The sequence below is a fragment of the Aquincola tertiaricarbonis genome (assembly GCF_023573145.1).
Taxonomy (GTDB): domain Bacteria; phylum Pseudomonadota; class Gammaproteobacteria; order Burkholderiales; family Burkholderiaceae_C; genus Aquincola; species Aquincola tertiaricarbonis_B.
In genome coordinates, this window is the sequence record NZ_CP097635.1 from 363,001 (window position 1) to 380,676 (window position 17,676).

Consider the following 17,676-nt stretch of genomic DNA (forward strand, 5'->3'; position numbering starts at 1 on the left):
ATCAGGCCACCGTCACTTTCACGGCGTGGTCGGCCCAGCTCGTGTTGTTGTAGCCGCCGGCGTTTTCCATGCGCTGCTCGGGTTGCACGTTGCCTGCCGTGTCGGTGGCGCGGCTGGCCAGCGTGTGGCTGCCGGCCGGCAGCCTGGCCGGCAGCACGAACTGGCGCCAGGCATAGCGGCCAAGGTCGGGCCCGGTGAGCCGCGCGTCGCTCCAGGTCTTGCCGCCGTCCAGCGACACCTCGACGCGCTTGATGCCGTTCAGCCCGCCGAAGGCCACGCCCTGCACCTGCACCAGGCCGGCCCTCACGCCAGCTGCGTCGGGTGCGGGCGAGTTGATCCACGACTTGACCGTCATCTCCTGCACCGACGGCTGGCTGGGTTCGCCCTTGCCGCCCGGCGGCGAGATGCGGTAGCCATGCGACATGATCTTCGCGTCCGTCTCCTTGGCCGTGAAGGCCAGGCGCTTGATGTACTTGATGTTGTTCACGCCGGTGTAACCGGGCACGATCAGGCGCAGCGGGCCGCCGTGGGCCAGCGAGATCGGCACGCCGTTCATTTCCCAGGCCAGCAGCGCATCGGCCATGGCCGCGGCCGGCACCGAGCGCTCGACGATGATGCTCAATGGGTCCAGGCCTTCGGGCAGCTTCTCGCCGCCGGTGCCAGTTAGGAAGGCCGCGCCGGGCACCACGCCGCCCAGCGCCTCGGCCACCACCCGCACCGGCACGCCGGTCCACATCACGCAGCCGGCCGCGCCCACCTGCCAGGGCGTGCCGCTGGGCTTGCTGGGAAAGTAGCCGCGGCCATTGCCTGAGCACTGCAGCACCATCGCGGTGGTCTCCACGCCCATCGTCTTCAGCTCGCGCAGCGTCAGCTTGCGGGGTGCTTTCACACCTTCGATGGCCACTTCCCAGGCGTCGCGGTCGGCCACGATGGAGGCGTCGGGCGCCGGCAGGTTGTTGCGGATGTAGAGCTGCTCGGCCGGCGTGATGACGCCACTGCCGAAGGCCGCGCGCTTGGTCTCGATGGTGGTGCTGCTGTGCACGATGACGCTGGCCGGGTCTTTCCAGGCCACGTAGGCGGGCAGCGGCTTCGGCGTGGCGGTGGCCACAGGGGTTTCCCCCGCGGCGGCGGCGCCGCGCGTGAAGGTCGCCAGCCCGGCCGCGGCCAGGGCGCTGGCGCTGCCGGCCAGCATCTGGCGCCGCGGCAGCGAGTTCAAGGTCTTGTTCATCGGGTCTCCTTGGGGGTCGTTGTGGAATTCGGTGGGGACATGTCGGTGGCTGGGCCGAACTGGCTTTGCGCCACGGCCAGGGCCTGCTTCTTCTGCGCCACCAGCACCAGCGGCTTGCCGTCGCGCGAGGTGATGACTTTCCAGTGGACATTGCCCCACCAGCCGCTGCCCTCCGTCAGCGCAACGGCCTTGTCAAAGGCGAACACGGTGACCATGCCGCCCTTCTCGAAAAAGGTGGTGAGGTGGTAGACCAGGTGGCCGTCGATGTCGCAAGGCCGCATCAGCTGCGGAAAGCCCGGCACGACTTGCTTGCCACCTAGCCCCAGGTGCTGAAGCAAGGGCGCGCTGTCCATAAAGGTGCCGCGCAATGTGCGCTCGAAGTATTCGTGCTCGATGGCGCCGCGCACGAGTTCGGGCGGGCGCATGGCCAACACGGCGCCAGTGCCGCTGCCGGCCAGCAGCAGGCCCAGGACAGCGCGCTGGAAGCTGCGCCGCGCCAGAAGTGGCTGCGCCTTGCGGAACAGGTGCGCCGGGGCGGCGTCGGCGGGATAAGCCAGCGCGAGCTCGGCGCGTGCGCGCAGGTCGAAGTCACTGTCGGGGAACTCGGGGGGTCGGAATTCGGGCGTCATGTCTGGATCTTCCTCAACGGCGTGACCTGGCCGCCGCTGGTCGCCCGCACGGGCACGCCCATCACCTGCTTCAGCGCGTCGCGCGCACGGGCCAGGCGCGACAGCACGGTGCCCGGCGCGATCTCCAGCGCCTCGGCCATCTGCGCAGTCGGCATGTCGTCGAAATAGAACAGCACCAGCACTTCGCGGTGAATGGGCGCCAGCCGTGCGAGTGCCTTGACGACATCGAGCTTGTCGTCCAAGCCGGCGTCAGGCGCGGTCTGCTCGGGCTGCTCTTCATCGTCCAGCGACTGCATGCTGGGCACCGCCTGGCGGAAGGCGGCGCGGCGCATGATCTGGAACAGCCAGGCCCGTGCCAACGCCCCATCCCGCAACTGCTCGCGGTGTTTCCATGCGTTGGCAAAACAGTCCTGCACCACGTCTTCGGCGATCGCGCGCGAGCCGGTCAGCGCCCAGGCGCTGCGAAGCAAAAAGCGGTAGTGGTCCCGCACCCAGGCGTTGTAGCGGGACTCGGCAGACTGCAAGAGCATGGTGATCAAGAGCGACCGGCGCTGCTGTTCATTCCACGGCCATCGTAAGTGCTTACCCTGAGCCCAGCAATCAAGGCCCCCGCGTGCCGCCCAGCGAGGGGAATTCGGCCGCCGAACCCGTGCCGGACGGCTTGCGCAAAGCCGCCAGCCGCCGCGTCATGCTTTCGATCTCGATGGTCTGCCCGGCGATGATCTCCTCGGCCAGTTGCCGCGTGGCCGGGTCGCGGCCGTGCTGCAGCACCAGCCGCGCCATGTCGACGGCGCCGGCGTGGTGCGGAATCATCATCGCCAGGAAGTCGATGTCGGCCTGGCCCACGTAGCCCGGGCCGTGCATGTCTTGCATCATGCGCGCCATGGATTCGTCCATCTCGCGCTGGAAGGCATTGACTCCAAGCTGTGCGCGGCTGCCCTTCATGCCTTTCATGCGGTCTGGCCCTTCGCACCCACGCGCACGTAGACAAGGTTGATGCTCTTCTTGTTGCGCAATGCGCCCGAAGGCAGGGCCAGGTTACCCAGCGGAATCTGCGCGACGAAGGCCGGCTTGAACGGGTCGCTCACGTCGAAAGCGCTGCACACCGTTTGGCCGGCGTTGGGCGTGCCGGGCAGTTCGTCCTGTTCGTGCGCCACGTAGAGCAGCGTGTTCTCGGGGTTGGTCCACAGCCCGTGCGATTCGCGGCCGTGGCTGAAGAAGGTGCCCACCACCTTGCGCTGGCCGCCCGCGGCGCTGCGGTCGATGATGGCGATGGGGCTGGATGCCACGCCGCCAGGGCCGCCGTCGTCGATGCGCGCCAGGCTGGCGTAGACCACGCTGCCGCGCGCGTTGCTGACGAACTCGACGTGGTTGGGCCGCGCGCCCATGCCCAGTGGCACGCTGTCGACAAGATCGAAGCCGCCCTGCGTCGAGCGGCACGACAGCGCATCGGCCAGCTTGTGCGAGAACCACACCTCGGCGCCATCGGACGTGGTCTTCATGAAGGGTGTGAAGCCGGGCTTGTCCTGGGCGCTGATGTCCAGCGTGGTCACGCGCTGCGGCTGGCTGCGGCCATCGGCGCCCGCGTTGACACGGAACACGTCGACCTGCGACACCTTCTGGCTGGCCACGAAAGCCAGCGTGCCTTCGCGGTTGAACCACACCTGTGCCGGGCCGTTCAGCGTCGGCAGGAACTGGCGGACGGCCGTCGAGCCCGCGCTGTCGGCGCCCTTCAACTGGCGCACGGCGCGGTCGACGTCGAGGATGGCAATGCGGTCTTCACCGCGCAGCGTGACCCAGAGCTCCTTTCCGTTGCGCGTGAAGGTGGGCTCGTGCGGCTCGCGGCCCAGCAGCAGGCCGCTGCTCAGGCGTTCGGGGCTCGTCGTCGGTCCGGCGGCCGGGTTGGGCATGTTGCCGATCACGCGGCGCTGCTCGGCGTCGATGAGGTAGATGTTGCTGGAGCCGCGCCCGCTGGTGGCCAGCAGCCGGCCGTCGGGCGACGGCACGGCGCCGTGGGCGTCGATGCAGCCGTGGTACAGCGGCTTGTGGATCATCGCCGCGTGCGTCAGCGCCACGCCGGCCGTGACGTAGCGGAATGGCGGGCGCGGGTCTTCGTCGAAGCTGGTCAGGTTGATCGTGCTCTCGACGGTGTTGGTCTTGGGGTCGATGACGACCAGGGTGTTGGAGTCTTCATTGGTGATGAAGACGCGGTCGCGTGGGTCGATGCCGGGGCCGGCTGCGGTACCGGATCCGGTGCCGGGTGCGGCTGGTACCTGGGCTTGCACTGCGGGCAGCGCGCTGGCTGCAGCAGCGGCGAGCGAGTACTTGAGGATGTCGCGGCGTTGGGTGGTCATGGGTGCTTTCGATGTGGAGTGGGGAGCGGTCAATGCCGCGCCAGGAAAGGCATCAGCAGCGCGGCGAAGGCCTGCGGTGAACGCACGACGGCGTCGTGGTTGCTGTTCGGGATGGTGGCCAGCTCGGCCTGGGCGGCGCAGCGCTGCCAGGCGGCAGCGGACAGCGCCCACAAGGGCCGCGTGTCGGCGCCCACGGTCACCAGCGCCGGTGCGCGGATGGCACCCACCATCTCGCAACTGATGGGCTGTGGCGGCGCGTTCAGGGTCAGCGGCACGGTGCGCTGGTTGTCCAGCACCATGCGCTGCAGCGCCACGGGCTCGGCGTCGAAGCCGCCCGGCGGCAGCTTCAGCACGAATTCCCAGAACTGGCGCATCGCCGCTGGCGTGTCACCGCCGTTGGCGACGGTGCGGATGCGGCCGACCTCGCCGCCGAAGGCCGCGATGGCGGCCTTGCCCTCGGGCGTGCCGGTGATCAGGCTGCCGATGGTGGGCTCATGCAGGGTCAGGCTGCGGAACAGCTCGGGGTGCTGGCTGGCCGCCAGCGTGGCCACCGAGCCACCGTAGGACCAGGCCACGACGTGCACCGGGCCGGCGCCCAAACTCTGGATGAAGGCTGCCAGGTCAGCGGCGTGCATGGGCTGCGAGAAGCGCGCACCGCTGTCGTCCCATGGCTGCACGCCGAAGTAGCGCTGGTTGACGGCGATGTAACGGTAGCGCGCCGCCACTTGCGGGCGGTAGGCGTCCCACACGCGCTGGTCGCTCATCGAGCCGTGCACGAAGACCACCGGCACGCCCTGGCCTTGTTCGATGTAGCGGATGTCGGTGTCGTTGACGCGCACCTGCTTCTCGACGGGCGGTGCAGATGCGGGTACTGCAGGTGTCGGCGTCTGGCAGCCGGCCAGGGCCAGCGTCAGACTGAGCATCAAGCTCAAGGGCAGGGCAAGGGTGGGCATGGCGTCTCCGGTGGCGGGCTGGGTTCGGGCGCCTGCCAGCCTGCGCCGGTAGGACGTGTGGACGTGTGGACGTGTGGACGTGTGGACGTGTGGACCAAGAGCGCGCCGCGCGCCGTTTGATTCCACTGCCGACTAAAAGAAGTGCCACACCGGCCCGTCCGCGGCCATCAGCGCCGGGCGCCCAGCTGCTGGTAAACCGCGGCCGACACCTGCGCCAACACGCTGCGGTCGGCGTCTGACGACAAGGCGTAGCCGAAAGGCCCGTCAACCCAGTAGAAGACATTGACCGCGCCTTCGCGCGCAAAGCGGAAGGCCGTGTCGGCGTTCTTCGCGCCCGGCTGGGGCGCCCCGCCCGGCCCGGCCGCGCTGCCCACGTCAGCGACGTCGTTGGACACATACAGCGTCAGCTTGCTGCCGAGTTCATTGCGGTACATGAACTGCGCCACCGGCCCCTGGCCACCCGGCAGCAGGCGTCCGCCCTCCAGCGTGTAGCCCTGCGACTGCAGGTGCGGCGGCTTCATCGGCGCGCCCATGCGCTTGGACAGCCAGGCCACGAGCTGGTCTTCGTGCGCGGCGTCCACTTCCACGGGCCGGCGCGCATCGGGGCTGTAGACCGCGTGCGCGACGGCGGCGCGCTGCGCGAAGCCGCTGGCAGACACCAGGGTCAGGCCACCCGGAGCCGGTTGCACAGCCGCCATGCGCGCCGCATCGTCACCGCCGGCGCCGGGCCCGACGCCGCGCAGCCCCCAACCGGTGGCGCCGCTCATGACGGCAATGGCCAACCCGGCGGCCAGGCGCTGCAGGTACCAGGGCGTTGGAGCTACGGCGCGCGGGCGCGCCGACTTCAGCAGGCGTTGCGGCGGCTGCTCGTCCAGCACGGGGTCGAACAGGGCATGCAGCTCGCGCTTCTGCGCACGGTAGGCCTCGACGCGCTGCGCATCGTCGGGGCGCGCGGCCAGGTAGGCGGCGATCTCGGCCTCACGCTCTGCGGGCAGACGGCCATCGACAAACGCATGCAGCTCGGCCTCGGTGACCGGGGGGGTGGGCGGGAGGGTGGGCGGCGATGGGCGATCGGTACTCATAGGGTGCTTCGCAATGCATTCATTTGACGACCTTCAGCCGCACGGGTTCGGCACGACCTTCCATCAGGCCGCGCAGGCGCTCACGGCCGCGCGACAAGCGCGACATCACCGTGCCGATGGGAATGCCCAGGGCCTGCGCCACGTCGGCATAGGCCATGTCTTCCAGCGCCACCAGCAGCAGCACTTCCTTCTGCTCGACGGGCAGCAGGTCCAGCGCGGCCTGCAGGTCCAGCACCGCCAACCTGTCGCCTTGCGTCGGCATCACCGGCACCTCGGGGGTGTCATCGTCCATGGTCACGGTGTGCAGCCTGGGCCGGCGCACGCCATCGACGTGCAGGTTGTGCATGATGCTGAAGAGCCAGGCGCGCATGTCGGCCACACCGCCCCACAGGCCCGACTTGGCCCAGGCCCGCTCCAGCGTGTCCTGCACCAGGTCGTCGGCGTCGTCACGGTTGTTCACCAGCGCCCGGGAATAGCGGCGCAGGCGCGGCACCCAGCTCAGCAGTTGATGGTCGTCGTTCATCAAGATGTTGAAGATGGGGTGAGCCCGCGCGAAGCTGGGTGTGCAGGCGGGTGTACAGGCGTCATTCCTTGATGATGTGCCAGACCTGTTTGAAGTTGTCGCCGCTGCGGTCGCCGGCCTTCTGGTCGGCCTTGTAGGTGTACACCGGCTTGCCCTTGTAGGCCCACTGGCGTGACCCATCGTCGCGAGTGACGATGCTGTAGGCACCCGTGGTCCGGTCGGTGGCGGTGGCCATCATCGGCGGCCAGAGCGCGGCGCAGCCGCCGTTGCAGGCGCTCTTGCCGCTGTTCGCCACGTCCTGGTCGAAGGTGTAGAGGGTCATGCCAGCGGGTGTGACGAGCGCGCCGCCAGACAACATGGCGGGCGCCTTGGCTGGCGGCTCAGCCAGGTTGGCACAGCCGGCAGTGACCAAAAAAGTTGCCGCAGATGCGGCGATGGCGAGGGTTTTGAACATGGGAAGCTCCGTGGAGGTGGTGGCGGATCGGGCAGCGTGGGTGAGATCTTGCTGACATCGGGGCAGACGGCACGCTCAGGCCTTTTATTCCGCAGGCGTGAAAAAAAAGATGAGGTGTTGGTTGTGCAGGGTGGCGGGCTGCCGCTGCCCTGTGCGTCCAGCGCGGCTCCATGGTCGGAGCCGCGCGGCCTCGTTCTCAGGGTGCGGGCGTCAGGTTTTGGCCGTTCTCGACCGGGCTGATGCCCACGACGTGGCTGACGCTGCGGGTGCGATTGGCGTTGTCGGTGACCCGGGCAGTGATCGTGACCGAGCGCTTGCCCGCAGGCATCAGGAGCGATCCGCCCACCACCCAATCGGCCGTCGTCACGACATAGCCGTCAGCGTCCAGCTCGCTGCCGGCAACGTTGAAGATCGGCGCCAGGTTCGAGCCCGCCGGCACCACGTTGCCGTTGGGCTGACGCAAGGGCACGTCGAAGGTCACGTTCAGACCCGGGTAATTGCGGTTCGTGCCGTTGCTGGGGTGCGTGATCGGGTTCTGGATTTGGCTGCCATCCAGGATGGTTCCCAACACCGAGCGGGCCGCCGTGCCTTGGCCGTTTTCGCTGACGCCGATGCCGTGACGCGAGCGGTCCAGCGCCGCCACTTGAATGAAGAACAGCGAGGCATTCGCAGGCGGCGTCGGATTGCCGGTTTGCGGCCCAGGTGACACACGCGACGGCACGCGGGGCGCGATCATCGTCACCTCCGGTCCGTCCGCGTCGTCGATGCCGTCATCGAACACATCGATCGGAAGGGGCGTCAGTGCCTGCCCCGATGTGATACCGCCGCGCAGCACCGCCATCGAGACCCGGTCGAATCCGATCCGACCGGCGGTGTCGACCACGGCGGTGGTGATGTTGAAGCGGCTCGTGTCGAGCGGCAGCGATTCAAGCACGTGCCAGCCCAGCCACAGCGTCACGCCCGCGCCCGGCGTGTCGTCAGTGCCCAGGATGTTGAAGAGGTTCGCCAGGTTGGTGTTCTTCGGGATCACGCCACCGTCGGGCTTGACGAGGTCGGTGTCGAGGAAGACATAGAGGCCCGGAATGTTCGGGTTGATCTGGCCGAGCAGCGCGGTGTTTCTGATGTTGAGCGACTCTTTCGCGGCGATCGGTGTCGCGTCGCGCGTGACGACCTCGATGTTCAACACGAAGCCGGTGCCATTCACGCTGCCTGCGCCAATGCGGCCTTCGCCCGGCACGATCTGCGAATCCGCCAGCGGCGAGACGATGCGTGCGATCGGTGCGAGGTCGCCGCGTGCGCCCATGCCGTCGCGTATCTTGGTGATGTTGGTGTAGGTCAGGGATTCAGCGCCGTCTGCGGCGTGGCCGGGCAGTGAAGCAAGGCCTGCCGCGGCCGCGAGAGCAGCGTGCATCAGCACAGCCGAAAATTTGGAAAGCGGGTGTCGCATGGGGAACTCCTGGGGGGATGGGTGAGCAGTGGCTCGACCACTGCAAACGGGTAGACGCACGGGCGCTTGCGGGTATTCCGTTGTCAACTGCGGGGAATGAACCCGAACGACGCAGGTGCGCACCGCCCCCGGTCTGGCCCGGTGCGGCGCGGCGCTGGTGGATCAGTAGGTCGCGGTCTTGCCGGCGGTTTCGGCCGTGGCTGCCAGGGCGACGTTCAGCTTGGGGTCGATCTGCCACGTTTCGCTGACGATCTTGCCTTCGCGGTAGGTCAGCACGTAACGCACCTTGATCGGCTGCTTGCCTTCGAAGACGACGTTGGCGGAGACCGTCGAGCCCTTGGGGTTGGCCGATTCTTCGATGGAGCCGATGGTGAGCTTCAGCGGGCCGACGGCCTTGCCGAACTTTTCCCAGGTGCCGCGGATGGCGTCGGTGGTGGCGTAGGTGCCGTCCAGCGGGCCGCCGACCCAGTTCAGCTGGGCCTGGTCGGCGTAGGCGCGCATCACGATCTGGGTGTCGCCCGAAGCGATGGCCTGGAAGTGCGTGCGGGCGTCGTCGGAAGGGGCGGCGAAGGCGCTGCCAGCGGCAAGCGTCAGGGCGGTGGCGGCAAAGGCGAATGTCTTGAACATGGAGGGCTCCGTTGAAGGCTTGATGTGAAGTGAGGGGTGGTCGGTGGTGGATGAAGGGTCCATGAGGTCCCGACACAAGGGCAGACGGCGCCGGCAGGCGGTCTATTCCGGTCCACGCAAAAACTTTTTCTGTCACGCCATCGGCAGTTGACCCGCCCGACACGCTCCACCAATTGCTCCGATGAAGCGAACCCTGACCTTCCTGCTGCTGGCCAGCTTGTTCACCGCCGCGACCGGTGCGCTGGCGCAAGGCATCACCGACCCCATTGGCGACCTACTGCCCACGTACATCGGTCCGCAGAACGGCGACGTGGATGTGGCGAGCGCGTTCGCCGGCTACGACCCGGCCAGCGACACCTTCAGCTTCTCGGGCACCTTTGCCGACGCCCTCGGCACCACGGCGGGCGCCTTCTACTTGCGGGGCCTGGACCGCGGTGTCGGCACCGAAGGTTTCGTGAGCGGCAGCCCATCGGGCGGCCAGCGCATGAAGTTCGACGCCGCCGTGTTCCTGCGGCCCGACGGCATGGCTCGCGTGATCACCTTCGTGGGGTCGGTGGGCACGGGCGTCGAACTGGGGGCTGGTACCGGCACTATCGCCGGCGGCTGCGCGCCTCAGGGCGCCAGCCGCTGACCGTCTTGCGCAAACACCACCCCGCCGGCGTAGTGCGCGGCAATCGACGCCTTGACGGCATCACGCTGCGCGTCGAGCGCAGGTGACAGGTGGCTCAGCAGCAGCTGGCCGGCGCGCACCGCATCGGCCACTTCGCCGATGGCCTTGGGTGGCGTGTGCAAGGTGTACAGCACGTCGGGCGAGCCGGGTGGGTCGAGCACCACGCTGTTGAAGACCAGCAGGCTGGTGCCTTGGGCGATTCGCCGCAGACCCGCCAGCCCGCTGGCGTCGATGTCGCCGCTGAAGGTGATGCTCTTGCCGGCGTGGTCGATGCGGTAGACCACTGCCGGTGCGTCGCGGTGGTGGCCGGCCACGGCGCTGATGCGCAGGCCGCCCTCATCGAACACCGTGTGCACTTCGGGCAGGGCTGACGCCGTGGCGGGTGCGTCGATGTCGTTCACTTGAAAGCGCAGCGGCGCCGAGAAGTCCTTCAGGTAGCCGAAGGCGCCCTGCTTGCCGAACAAGAGGTCGATGAAGCGGCTGGTGGCCGGGAAGTCGGCATCGTCGGCATCGAGCGCACGCCGCCCTGCCGGCCCGAAGATCTTGAAATCGACCGGCCCGCGGTTGGACACCGCACGGGCCTTGAAGAGGCCTGGCAGTCCACCGGCATGGTCCACATGAAGGTGCGTCAGCAGCACGATGTCGGCCCGACCCAGCGCCAGCTTGGCTTCACCCAGGCGCACGAAAGATCCCGGGCCGGCGTCGACGAAGACACGCGCCACGCCATCCACCAACACGGCATAGGCCGAACCCGCACGGCCGGTGGCACCCGGGCCGCCCGAGCCCAGCACCACCAGTTCCAGCGCCGGCGGGGCGGCCGTCTGGGCCTGGGCGGCGAATGCGGCGGGCAGCGTGCAAAAGGCCAGACAGATCGAAGCCAGTTGGCGCCGGCCAGGGTTGGCAAGAGTTTTCATTCGATCCTTTGTGCGGGCGGGAGGACAACAGGGCGAACCGGAAGCGGCAAGCCCCCGGCTCGGTCGTGCGGTGCGCCGGTTCTCTGACAGTTCCCGGTTTTCAGTACGCCGCCACCGCCTGCGCAGCGGCCACCGTGGCGACGATTCGCTGCCCGGCACGCTCGACCTTGGAGATGCTCAGGTCCTCGTTCAGCACGTAGGCCGTCTTGCCGTCGCGCGTGAACACGATGGCCTGGCGCGGCTGCTTGAAGCCGGCGATGGTGGCGACCACCTTCAACGTGGCCACGTCGATCACCGACACCGTGTTGTCGGCCAAGTTGCCCGAGTAGACGAAGCGGCCGTCGGGCGTGAGCGCGGCGCCGTAGGGGTCGCGGCCCACCGGCACGGTGCCGGTGACGCGGCGCGCGGCGATGTCCACCACCGCGATGTCGTTGCTGCCGCTGTTGGCCGCAAACAGGGTCTTGCCGTCGGCGGTGACGGAGATGGCGCGGATCTTGTTGAAGCCGGTGATCTCGCCCTCGATCTTGTCGGTCTGCGTGTCGACGATGGTCACCTTGTCGCCCAGGAAGTTGGTGACGTAGAGCTTCGCGCCGTCCGGGCTCAGGCGCACGCCCTGGCGCGGCTGCGCAAAGCCGGTGATCACCGCCTTGGCCTGCCCGCTGGCGGTGTCCAGTCGCGTCACGGTGCTGCTGGCCTGGTTGTTGACGTACAGCGCGCTGCCGTCCTTGCTGAGCGCGGTGCCGAAGGCGCCGGGGCCGGCCGCCAGCGTCGACGCGGTGGCCAGCGGCTTGAGCGTGGTGGTGTCCAGGCGCGTCACCGTGCCCAGGCTGCTGTCGGAGACATAGAAGCTCTTGCCGTCGGGCGCGAACACGATGTTGCGCGGCGTGACGTAGCCGCGCAGCACACCGCGCACGGCACCGGTGGCCAGGTCGTAGACGATGACGTCCGGGCGCTCGCTGTAAGACACCACGGCGGTGGCCTCGTCGGGGCTCAGCGCCAGCGAGTTGTTGCGGATCTGGCCGTCGAAGGTGACGCGGGCCGGGGTGGCTTCGGCGGCGTTGGCGGCGTTGGCGGGCACGCTGGCGGCGACGAGGACGAAGGTGCTGCACAAGGCCAGCGCGGTGGTGCGGAAGAAGGTATTCATGGGATGTCTTTCGGAGAGTGTTGAGAAAAGAGGGAAAGGCTTGCTGTGGTGGACGAGGAGAGCCCGTGGTTTATTCCGTCGGGCCGTGAATTCGAGGCTTCAGCCGAGCAGGGCCGGTACCCAGCGGTTGATCAAGGCACCGCCGACGATGAGCCAGCCGAACAGGATCAGCGCCAGCAACAGCGGCTTGGCACCGGCCTTGCGGATGGCGCCGATGTGCGTGGACAGGCCGAGTGCGGCCATGGCCATGGCCAGCAGCGCGGTGTCGATCTCGGTGGTCACCGCCACCACCGAGGCCGGCAGCCACTGCAGCGAGTTGAACAACACCACCGCGACGAAGCCGAAGGCGAACCAGGGCACGGCGAGCTTGCCTGGGGCCTGGCCCGTGGCGGCGGAAGTGTGGGCGTGGCGTTTGTCGTCACGTGCCAGCCAGGCCGACAACATCACCAGGAACGGCGCCAGCATCATCACCCGCACCATCTTCGCGATGACGGCCGAGTTGGCCGCGTCCGGGCCCACCGAACGCGCCGCGGCCACCACCTGGGCCACCTCGTGGATGGTCGAGCCGGCATAGATGCCGAAGCCGTTGGCGCCACCCGGAATCAGCGCCCAGTGCTGGTTCAGCTCGAACAGCGCCGGGTACAGAAAGATCGCCAGCGTGCCGAACACCACCACCGTGGCCACCGCCACCGTTACCTGCTCGGCGCGCGCCTTGACCACCGGTTCGGCAGCCATCACCGCGGCGGCGCCGCAGATGGAGCTGCCGGCGCCGATCAGCATCGCCGTCTTGCGGTCCAGGCCCAACCAGCGCGTGCCGATGAAGCAGGCCAGCGCGAAGGTCGAGCCCAGCACCAGCGCGTCGATGGCGACGCCGGCGATGCCGACGTGGCCGATGTCCTGCACCGTCAGCCGCAGGCCGTACAGCACGACCCCCAGGCGCAGCAGGTTCTGCTTGGACACGTTGACGCCGGCACCGCTGGCCGCGGCCAAGCGCGGCACCAGCGGATAGACCGTGTTGCCCACCAGCATGCCCAACACGATGGCCAGCGTCAGCGCACTGAAGCCGTGGTCCTGCAGCCAGCCGATGTGGCCCAGCGCGATGCCGGTCGCGGCCAGGGCGCCGCTCAAGGCCAGGCCGGGCAGCAGGGCTGCCAACTGCAAGCGCAACCGCGCTGCCCGGTGGCCGGCTGACGGGCCAGGGCTGGCTTGTGAGGTCGACAGCGCGTGCATCACGCCAGCACCCAGATCAAGGCGATGCCGGCGCACAGCAGCACGGCCGCCAGCGGCACTGCGACCGGCATCCAGCGCAGCACCTGCGGGTCGATGCTGCTGTCGGCGGCCAAGGTGGTCGAGACGGCATGGGCCACGTCGCGGGTCGGCCCCATGAAGCCCGCCACTGGCCGCCGGGCAGCAACCCATTGAAGGGCATGCAGCGCCTGTGGGGCCAGCGGGCCGGGTGCTGCGGGGCGTGGGGTTGTTCGTTCAAGGGTCAGCATGTCGGGCTCCAGATGCCGGTGGTGGCGCGGCAGGCCGCCGCCCCGTGATCGAGCGGCCAGGCAAATTTAGAGCTTGGCAATCAACCCGTCCAACGGGTTGTATGACTAAGATGTACCTGCGAAATCGATAACAAAGGCAATCACCGTGGACGTGCTTCGACTCACCCTGCGTCAGCTGCAGATTTTTGTCGCCGTGGCGCGCAGCGGCAGCACCACGGCGGCCAGCGCTGAGATAGCGCTGTCGCAATCGGCCACCAGTTCGGCCGTCAACGAGCTGGAACGCCTGCTGTCGCTGCGCCTGTTCGACCGCGCCGGCAAACGCCTGCTGTTGAACGACAACGGCCGCGCGCTGTTGCCGCGGGCTTTGGCTTTGCTCGACGGCGCCGCAGGCATCGAGCAGATGTCGCGCGACGGCAGCGCGCAGGCGCAGTCGCTGCGCATCGGCGCCAGCACGACGATTGGCAACTACGTGTTGCCCAAGCTGCTCGCTGGCTTCATGGGGGCACAGCAGCCCGGCAGCGCCGCCGCCTGGCGGTCGAAGGTCGTTATCGGGAACACCGCCGCCATCTGCGATGCCGTGACCGCTTTCGAACTCGACGTGGGGCTGATCGAGGGGCCCAGCCACCAGCCGGAGCTGGTGGTCACCCCCTGGCTGCAAGACGAGATGGTGGTCGTGGCTGCGCCCGACAGTGCGCTGGCCCAGTCAAGCCGGGCGGGCGATCGCATTCCCCTGCGCACGCTGCGTGAGGCGGTCTGGCTGGTTCGCGAAACGGGCTCTGGCACGCGCGAGGCCACCGACCAGAGCTTGCTGCCCCACCTGCGTTCTTACCGGCGCAGCATCGAGCTAGGCAGTTCGGAGGCCATCCAGCGTGCCGCTCAGGAAGGGTTGGGGGTGGCTTGCCTGTCCGCCTGGGTAGTGAACGATGCGCTGGAAGCTGGACGTCTGTGCCGCGTCTCCACGACATTGCCGCGGCAGCTTCGGCAATGTCATCTGGTTGTGCATCGTGAGAAGCAGTCGACGCCCGCGTTGCTGGCGTTCATCGCCCAGGCAGATGCGACCACTGGGGCTGCCCGCTAACGTCCCGGCCCCGCTTCGCATGTCGAAGGTTCAGCCCTCGGCGACACGCGATTACCCTTCAGCTAGGCGCCGACGCCCGCTCCGCCCACCTGCCCATTGATCGGAGCTTTGATGCAATGAGCTGGTCTGGGTAATCGACGTCCGCTTCCGGACGCACCACCCAACGGCTGCTGGCCGTCCACAGACGCACAGCCCTCGCGGTTGAACGGCACCTGTGCGCACATCGCGCACGTTCGCCTCGTAGAGTCGATATCGCGCCCAATGCGGTACGCGGTACGTGCCGACGTTTGCGGTGTGTCGACCGAACGACCCTTCCATTCGATCAGGAACCCCGCGCCGCGATCGTGATCCGCTCGCTCTACATCCTGGCTTCTTCAGCGACGAGTGCAACGTCCCGAAGCGCATCGACCTGCATGGCGTCGAGGTCGATGATTGCATCGGCCATCGTTGCGAGGTGCGGGGTCTGGGTGATGAAGAACTCCTGCCGGTAGCCGCCGAGCTGAAGGACTTCGCGCTTCATGGCCATGAACATGCGCTTGTGTTCTGGGTCCAACGGCCCATCGGCCTCGTCGGAGAACAGCGTGTCGAATCGCCGTCCGGTGTTCTGGGCCAAGTACAGGGCGACCGCGCGCGTCAGGCAGGCGTCGATGAAAGTTCGCTCACCGCCGCTCATCAGGCTGAGGCTCTTGCCGCCGCGCGCGTCTGGGCTCATCGTCCCGAATCCCGACGTGTTATGCCGCATCGCTTCGCAGGCACCTGCGGCGCAGTTGCAGGGGCGGGGACGCCGGCCGGATCGCGGACTCGGCATGTCCGGGTTCTCGGCATAGTGGATCTCATGCCGTGATCGGCATGAGATCCAGACCCTCTCGCCGCCGCTCATCGCCGTGACGCTCTTGGCCTCGCCCGACTCCGCGTCGTAGACGCGGATGTCGAAGCCCTCGCGCTGCTCGCCCTTGGCCGTCTCCTGCAGGGTCTCGATGGCCACCGTGAAGCGCGGGCCATAGCAGGCCAGCAGCAGATCGTTCACCAGGCCTGACAACGTCGGGCCCGCATCGTCAATGGCCAGCGCGATCAGGCCATCGTTGCCCATGCAGCGGGTGAACAGCAGCCAGTTGGCGAGTTCCTGCTCCACCCGTGCCGTGCGGGCTGCGGCTGCGTCGCGCCTCCGGCCATGCTCCTCCATCTGGGTCGACAGGGCGGCAAGCGCCTGCGCGTCGCGGACAGCGGCCAGATGCGCGCGCTCCGCCTCTTCGAGAACACCCTGCCAGCGCTCCACCTGGGCCCGGGCCTGTACGAGCCGCGCAGCATCCGGCGGTGACGGCAGTGCATCGATCGCGGTCTGGAGTCGCTGGATGGCCGCCTGGGTCTGAGCTTCCAGCAGCGAGACTCGCTCGGCAACGCGCATGCGGCTGGCGATGATCTGCTGGCGCTCAGCAGCCTCGGAGTCGGTGTCGATCGCGATGTCCGCCCCGGCCGACGGGTCTTGAGTTCGAGGAAGAGCGGCGAGTTCGACCTCCGCTTCGACAAGACCCGCGCGCGCCTGGCCTATCTCCGCCCCGCGCGCAGCCAAGGCGGCATAGGCCGTCTGACGGGCCAGGGCTCGCCTCGACTGGCACTCGGCTCGGCTCAGGCTCTGCGGTGCGCCAACGTTGAGGCTCACCGCCTCTTGCTGGGCCTGCAGTTCAAGCCGAAGACTGTCCCGCTCCGCAGCGAGTTGACGAATCCGCTGCAGGGCGCTCGGCGCCAGCGCGGTCGCTTCGCGTGCGTCCGACAAAAGGGTGCATTGACCCTGCATGGGCATGCCGCTGCAGGGCACGCGGTTGCTCAGGGCCAGGCGGCGGCTCAGGTCTTCCGCCTGGAGCGCGGCCTGGCCCGCCTCGCGCTCGAGCGATGCCAGCCGCTGCCCGATCCCTGCGACAGCATCGCGACGACGCGCAAGGTCCTGGACGGCATCGCGAAGCGCCAGCACGCGGTCCTCGCGGCGACGCACCACCTCTGTCGCCAGCGGCAGACGGCGGCCGGCTCGAGCGACCGCGCCCTGGTCCGCCAGCGCCCGCTGCAGGGACCGGATGCGGGCCTCCAGTCGTTCGCGCTGCGCCCTGGCCTGCGCGACACGCTGCGCCACACGACCGTCGAGCCGTGCGAGTTGCTCCGTTGCCTCCCGGTCCTGCGTGCGCAGGTCCTGCAGGGTGCGATCACCCTGGGCACGGGCGCCCGCCAGTTCCTCCACCAACTGCGCTCGCCGGCTCTCGGCAGCCTTGGCCTGCTCCTGCAGGGCCATCAACGACGCCTCGTGCGTTCGCGCAGCCTCCCGTTGTTCATGGGCCGCCTGCCGGCTGGCTTGCGCCGCCTTGACCCTCTCATCCGCGCCCTGCCATCGACGGGCGTCATCCTCCAACCGCTGGCGCTCGGCATCGAACGCGGTCGCTTCAGCGCGCAACGCCGCCAGCGCCGCCTTCAGCTGCCGCGCCGTCTCGCCCGCCTTCTGACCGAGCGCGCGGATGTCCTCCTGCCCCAGCAGATCGGCCAGCAGGGCCTTGATCTCGCCGTTGCGGTAGGTGCTGAGCTGCCGCTTGCCCTGGGCCGAGAAGACCGACGTGAAGAAGGTCTCCGCTGGCCCGCAGATGGCCTCGACGCATCGCGCATAGGTCTCGACCTTGCCATCGGAGACGGTGCCATCGGGCAGCGCGGCGGGAGACCACGTTCCGGCGTCATCCAGCGTCAGCAGGTAGGCCTCGGTCCTGCGGCGGCTCGCGGTTCGACCGTTCATTCGGATGACCACCTGCGAGCGGTAGCAGCGCCCGGCGTGCGCCCAGTGCAGATCCTTCTCGTTCTCGGGCAGACAGACCTGGTCGTAGTACGAGAATCCGCCCGGCCCGGCCTGCGCCGCCCGCGACGGCATGGTCAGGTAGGGATGTTAGGTTGCATTCGCGCGTGTCAACGCGATTGCCTCCTGAGCCATCACTGCCTAAAGTGACCACAGCCCGAGCAGCCCCAGCCTCTTTCAGAGGCGAGTAGCCCGGCGCGTCCCGCGTTTTCAGCAACTCCCATGAAGGGGTTCGCGGCATGGTTGCGCG

18 protein-coding genes are annotated in these 17,676 nt (G+C 68.4%); 2 read left to right on the forward strand and 16 right to left on the reverse strand.

The window, feature by feature from the left end; translation table 11 throughout:
• Position 1 precedes the first annotated feature (1 nt).
• The 11 genes from sorT to MW290_RS01685 form a co-directional block, all read right to left on the reverse strand.
• A complete protein-coding gene (gene sorT / locus MW290_RS01635) occupies positions 2-1,228 on the reverse strand; it encodes a SorT family sulfite dehydrogenase catalytic subunit (protein WP_220787804.1) in 1,227 nt (408 codons plus the stop codon).
• The gene (locus MW290_RS01640) at positions 1,225-1,857 is read right to left on the reverse strand and encodes a hypothetical protein (protein ID WP_246607824.1); all 633 of its coding nucleotides are present in this window, start codon (positions 1,855-1,857) and stop codon (positions 1,225-1,227) included. The genes sorT and MW290_RS01640 overlap by 4 nt, the downstream gene beginning before the upstream one ends.
• The gene (locus MW290_RS01645) at positions 1,854-2,387 is read right to left on the reverse strand and encodes an RNA polymerase sigma factor (protein WP_166643617.1); all 534 of its coding nucleotides are present in this window, start codon (positions 2,385-2,387) and stop codon (positions 1,854-1,856) included. The genes MW290_RS01640 and MW290_RS01645 overlap by 4 nt, the downstream gene beginning before the upstream one ends.
• Before the next feature lie 70 nt (positions 2,388-2,457).
• Positions 2,458-2,811 (reverse strand): DUF305 domain-containing protein, encoded by a 354-nt coding sequence (locus MW290_RS01650; protein ID WP_133611087.1) that lies wholly within the window; start codon positions 2,809-2,811, stop codon positions 2,458-2,460.
• The gene (locus MW290_RS01655; RefSeq protein WP_220787803.1) at positions 2,808-4,211 is read right to left on the reverse strand and encodes a YncE family protein; all 1,404 of its coding nucleotides are present in this window, start codon (positions 4,209-4,211) and stop codon (positions 2,808-2,810) included. Before MW290_RS01655 ends, MW290_RS01650 begins: the two co-directional genes overlap by 4 nt.
• Positions 4,212-4,240: 29 nt before the next feature.
• Positions 4,241-5,164, reverse strand: a complete 924-nt coding sequence (locus MW290_RS01660) for an alpha/beta fold hydrolase (RefSeq protein ID WP_133611089.1) — start codon at positions 5,162-5,164, stop codon at positions 4,241-4,243.
• Between the two features lie 167 nt (positions 5,165-5,331).
• On the reverse strand, positions 5,332-6,246 hold the full coding sequence (locus MW290_RS01665; RefSeq protein WP_220787802.1) for an anti-sigma factor family protein: 915 nt from the start codon (positions 6,244-6,246) through the stop codon (positions 5,332-5,334).
• Between the two features lie 19 nt (positions 6,247-6,265).
• Entirely contained in the window at positions 6,266-6,769 is a 504-nt protein-coding gene (locus MW290_RS01670) for an RNA polymerase sigma factor (protein WP_031943581.1), read from the reverse strand.
• Between the two features lie 61 nt (positions 6,770-6,830).
• Positions 6,831-7,223 carry a COG4315 family predicted lipoprotein gene (locus tag MW290_RS01675; RefSeq protein WP_056261455.1) on the reverse strand — a complete coding sequence of 131 codons (393 nt, stop codon included), beginning with the start codon at positions 7,221-7,223 and terminating at the stop codon, positions 6,831-6,833.
• Positions 7,224-7,419: 196 nt separating this feature from the next.
• The gene (locus tag MW290_RS01680; RefSeq protein WP_250195614.1) at positions 7,420-8,670 is read right to left on the reverse strand and encodes a hypothetical protein; all 1,251 of its coding nucleotides are present in this window, start codon (positions 8,668-8,670) and stop codon (positions 7,420-7,422) included.
• A gap of 162 nt (positions 8,671-8,832) precedes the next feature.
• A complete protein-coding gene (locus MW290_RS01685) occupies positions 8,833-9,297 on the reverse strand; it encodes a nuclear transport factor 2 family protein (RefSeq protein ID WP_133611094.1) in 465 nt (154 codons plus the stop codon).
• A 181-nt stretch (positions 9,298-9,478) separates the two neighbouring features.
• Here MW290_RS01685 and MW290_RS01690 point away from each other — a divergent pair, with 181 nt between their 5' ends.
• Complete coding sequence (locus MW290_RS01690; protein ID WP_133611095.1) at positions 9,479-9,928, forward strand: hypothetical protein; 450 nt, start codon at positions 9,479-9,481, stop codon at positions 9,926-9,928.
• Here the strand turns inward: MW290_RS01690 and MW290_RS01695 are convergent.
• The 4 genes from MW290_RS01695 to MW290_RS01710 form a co-directional block, all read right to left on the reverse strand.
• On the reverse strand, positions 9,910-10,881 hold the full coding sequence (locus MW290_RS01695; protein WP_133611096.1) for an MBL fold metallo-hydrolase: 972 nt from the start codon (positions 10,879-10,881) through the stop codon (positions 9,910-9,912). The two genes, MW290_RS01690 and MW290_RS01695, sit on opposite strands and share 19 nt — an antisense overlap.
• Before the next feature lie 100 nt (positions 10,882-10,981).
• Positions 10,982-12,025, reverse strand: a complete 1,044-nt coding sequence (locus MW290_RS01700) for a beta-propeller fold lactonase family protein (RefSeq protein WP_133611281.1) — start codon at positions 12,023-12,025, stop codon at positions 10,982-10,984.
• A 99-nt stretch (positions 12,026-12,124) separates the two neighbouring features.
• The gene (locus MW290_RS01705; RefSeq protein WP_130966547.1) at positions 12,125-13,192 is read right to left on the reverse strand and encodes a YeiH family putative sulfate export transporter; all 1,068 of its coding nucleotides are present in this window, start codon (positions 13,190-13,192) and stop codon (positions 12,125-12,127) included.
• Between the two features lie 62 nt (positions 13,193-13,254).
• Positions 13,255-13,521, reverse strand: a complete 267-nt coding sequence (locus MW290_RS01710) for a hypothetical protein (protein ID WP_133611280.1) — start codon at positions 13,519-13,521, stop codon at positions 13,255-13,257.
• Between the two features lie 145 nt (positions 13,522-13,666).
• Between MW290_RS01710 and MW290_RS01715 the strand changes: the two genes are divergently transcribed.
• Complete coding sequence (locus MW290_RS01715; protein ID WP_133611279.1) at positions 13,667-14,599, forward strand: LysR family transcriptional regulator; 933 nt, start codon at positions 13,667-13,669, stop codon at positions 14,597-14,599.
• A gap of 358 nt (positions 14,600-14,957) precedes the next feature.
• Here the strand turns inward: MW290_RS01715 and MW290_RS01720 are convergent, their stop codons facing one another.
• Complete coding sequence (locus tag MW290_RS01720; RefSeq protein ID WP_250195615.1) at positions 14,958-17,501, reverse strand: SMC family protein; 2,544 nt, start codon at positions 17,499-17,501, stop codon at positions 14,958-14,960.
• Positions 17,502-17,676: the final 175 nt, after the last annotated feature.

Coding starts and splice junctions, on each gene's coding strand:
- MW290_RS01710 (WP_133611280.1), bottom strand. CDS start 13,521: ATGCTGACCCTTGAACGAACAACCCCACGCCCCGCAGCACCCGGCCCG.
- MW290_RS01695 (WP_133611096.1), bottom strand. CDS start 10,881: ATGAAAACTCTTGCCAACCCTGGCCGGCGCCAACTGGCTTCGATCTGT.
- MW290_RS01680 (WP_250195614.1), bottom strand. CDS start 8,670: ATGCGACACCCGCTTTCCAAATTTTCGGCTGTGCTGATGCACGCTGCT.
- MW290_RS01640 (WP_246607824.1), bottom strand. CDS start 1,857: ATGACGCCCGAATTCCGACCCCCCGAGTTCCCCGACAGTGACTTCGAC.
- MW290_RS01660 (WP_133611089.1), bottom strand. CDS start 5,164: ATGCCCACCCTTGCCCTGCCCTTGAGCTTGATGCTCAGTCTGACGCTG.
- MW290_RS01665 (WP_220787802.1), bottom strand. CDS start 6,246: ATGAGTACCGATCGCCCATCGCCGCCCACCCTCCCGCCCACCCCCCCG.
- MW290_RS01700 (WP_133611281.1), bottom strand. CDS start 12,025: ATGAATACCTTCTTCCGCACCACCGCGCTGGCCTTGTGCAGCACCTTC.
- sorT (WP_220787804.1), bottom strand. CDS start 1,228: ATGAACAAGACCTTGAACTCGCTGCCGCGGCGCCAGATGCTGGCCGGC.
- MW290_RS01690 (WP_133611095.1), top strand. CDS start 9,479: ATGAAGCGAACCCTGACCTTCCTGCTGCTGGCCAGCTTGTTCACCGCC.
- MW290_RS01685 (WP_133611094.1), bottom strand. CDS start 9,297: ATGTTCAAGACATTCGCCTTTGCCGCCACCGCCCTGACGCTTGCCGCT.
- MW290_RS01720 (WP_250195615.1), bottom strand. CDS start 17,501: ATGCCGTCGCGGGCGGCGCAGGCCGGGCCGGGCGGATTCTCGTACTAC.
- MW290_RS01645 (WP_166643617.1), bottom strand. CDS start 2,387: ATGCTCTTGCAGTCTGCCGAGTCCCGCTACAACGCCTGGGTGCGGGAC.
- MW290_RS01655 (WP_220787803.1), bottom strand. CDS start 4,211: ATGACCACCCAACGCCGCGACATCCTCAAGTACTCGCTCGCCGCTGCT.
- MW290_RS01675 (WP_056261455.1), bottom strand. CDS start 7,223: ATGTTCAAAACCCTCGCCATCGCCGCATCTGCGGCAACTTTTTTGGTC.
- MW290_RS01670 (WP_031943581.1), bottom strand. CDS start 6,769: ATGAACGACGACCATCAACTGCTGAGCTGGGTGCCGCGCCTGCGCCGC.
- MW290_RS01650 (WP_133611087.1), bottom strand. CDS start 2,811: ATGAAAGGCATGAAGGGCAGCCGCGCACAGCTTGGAGTCAATGCCTTC.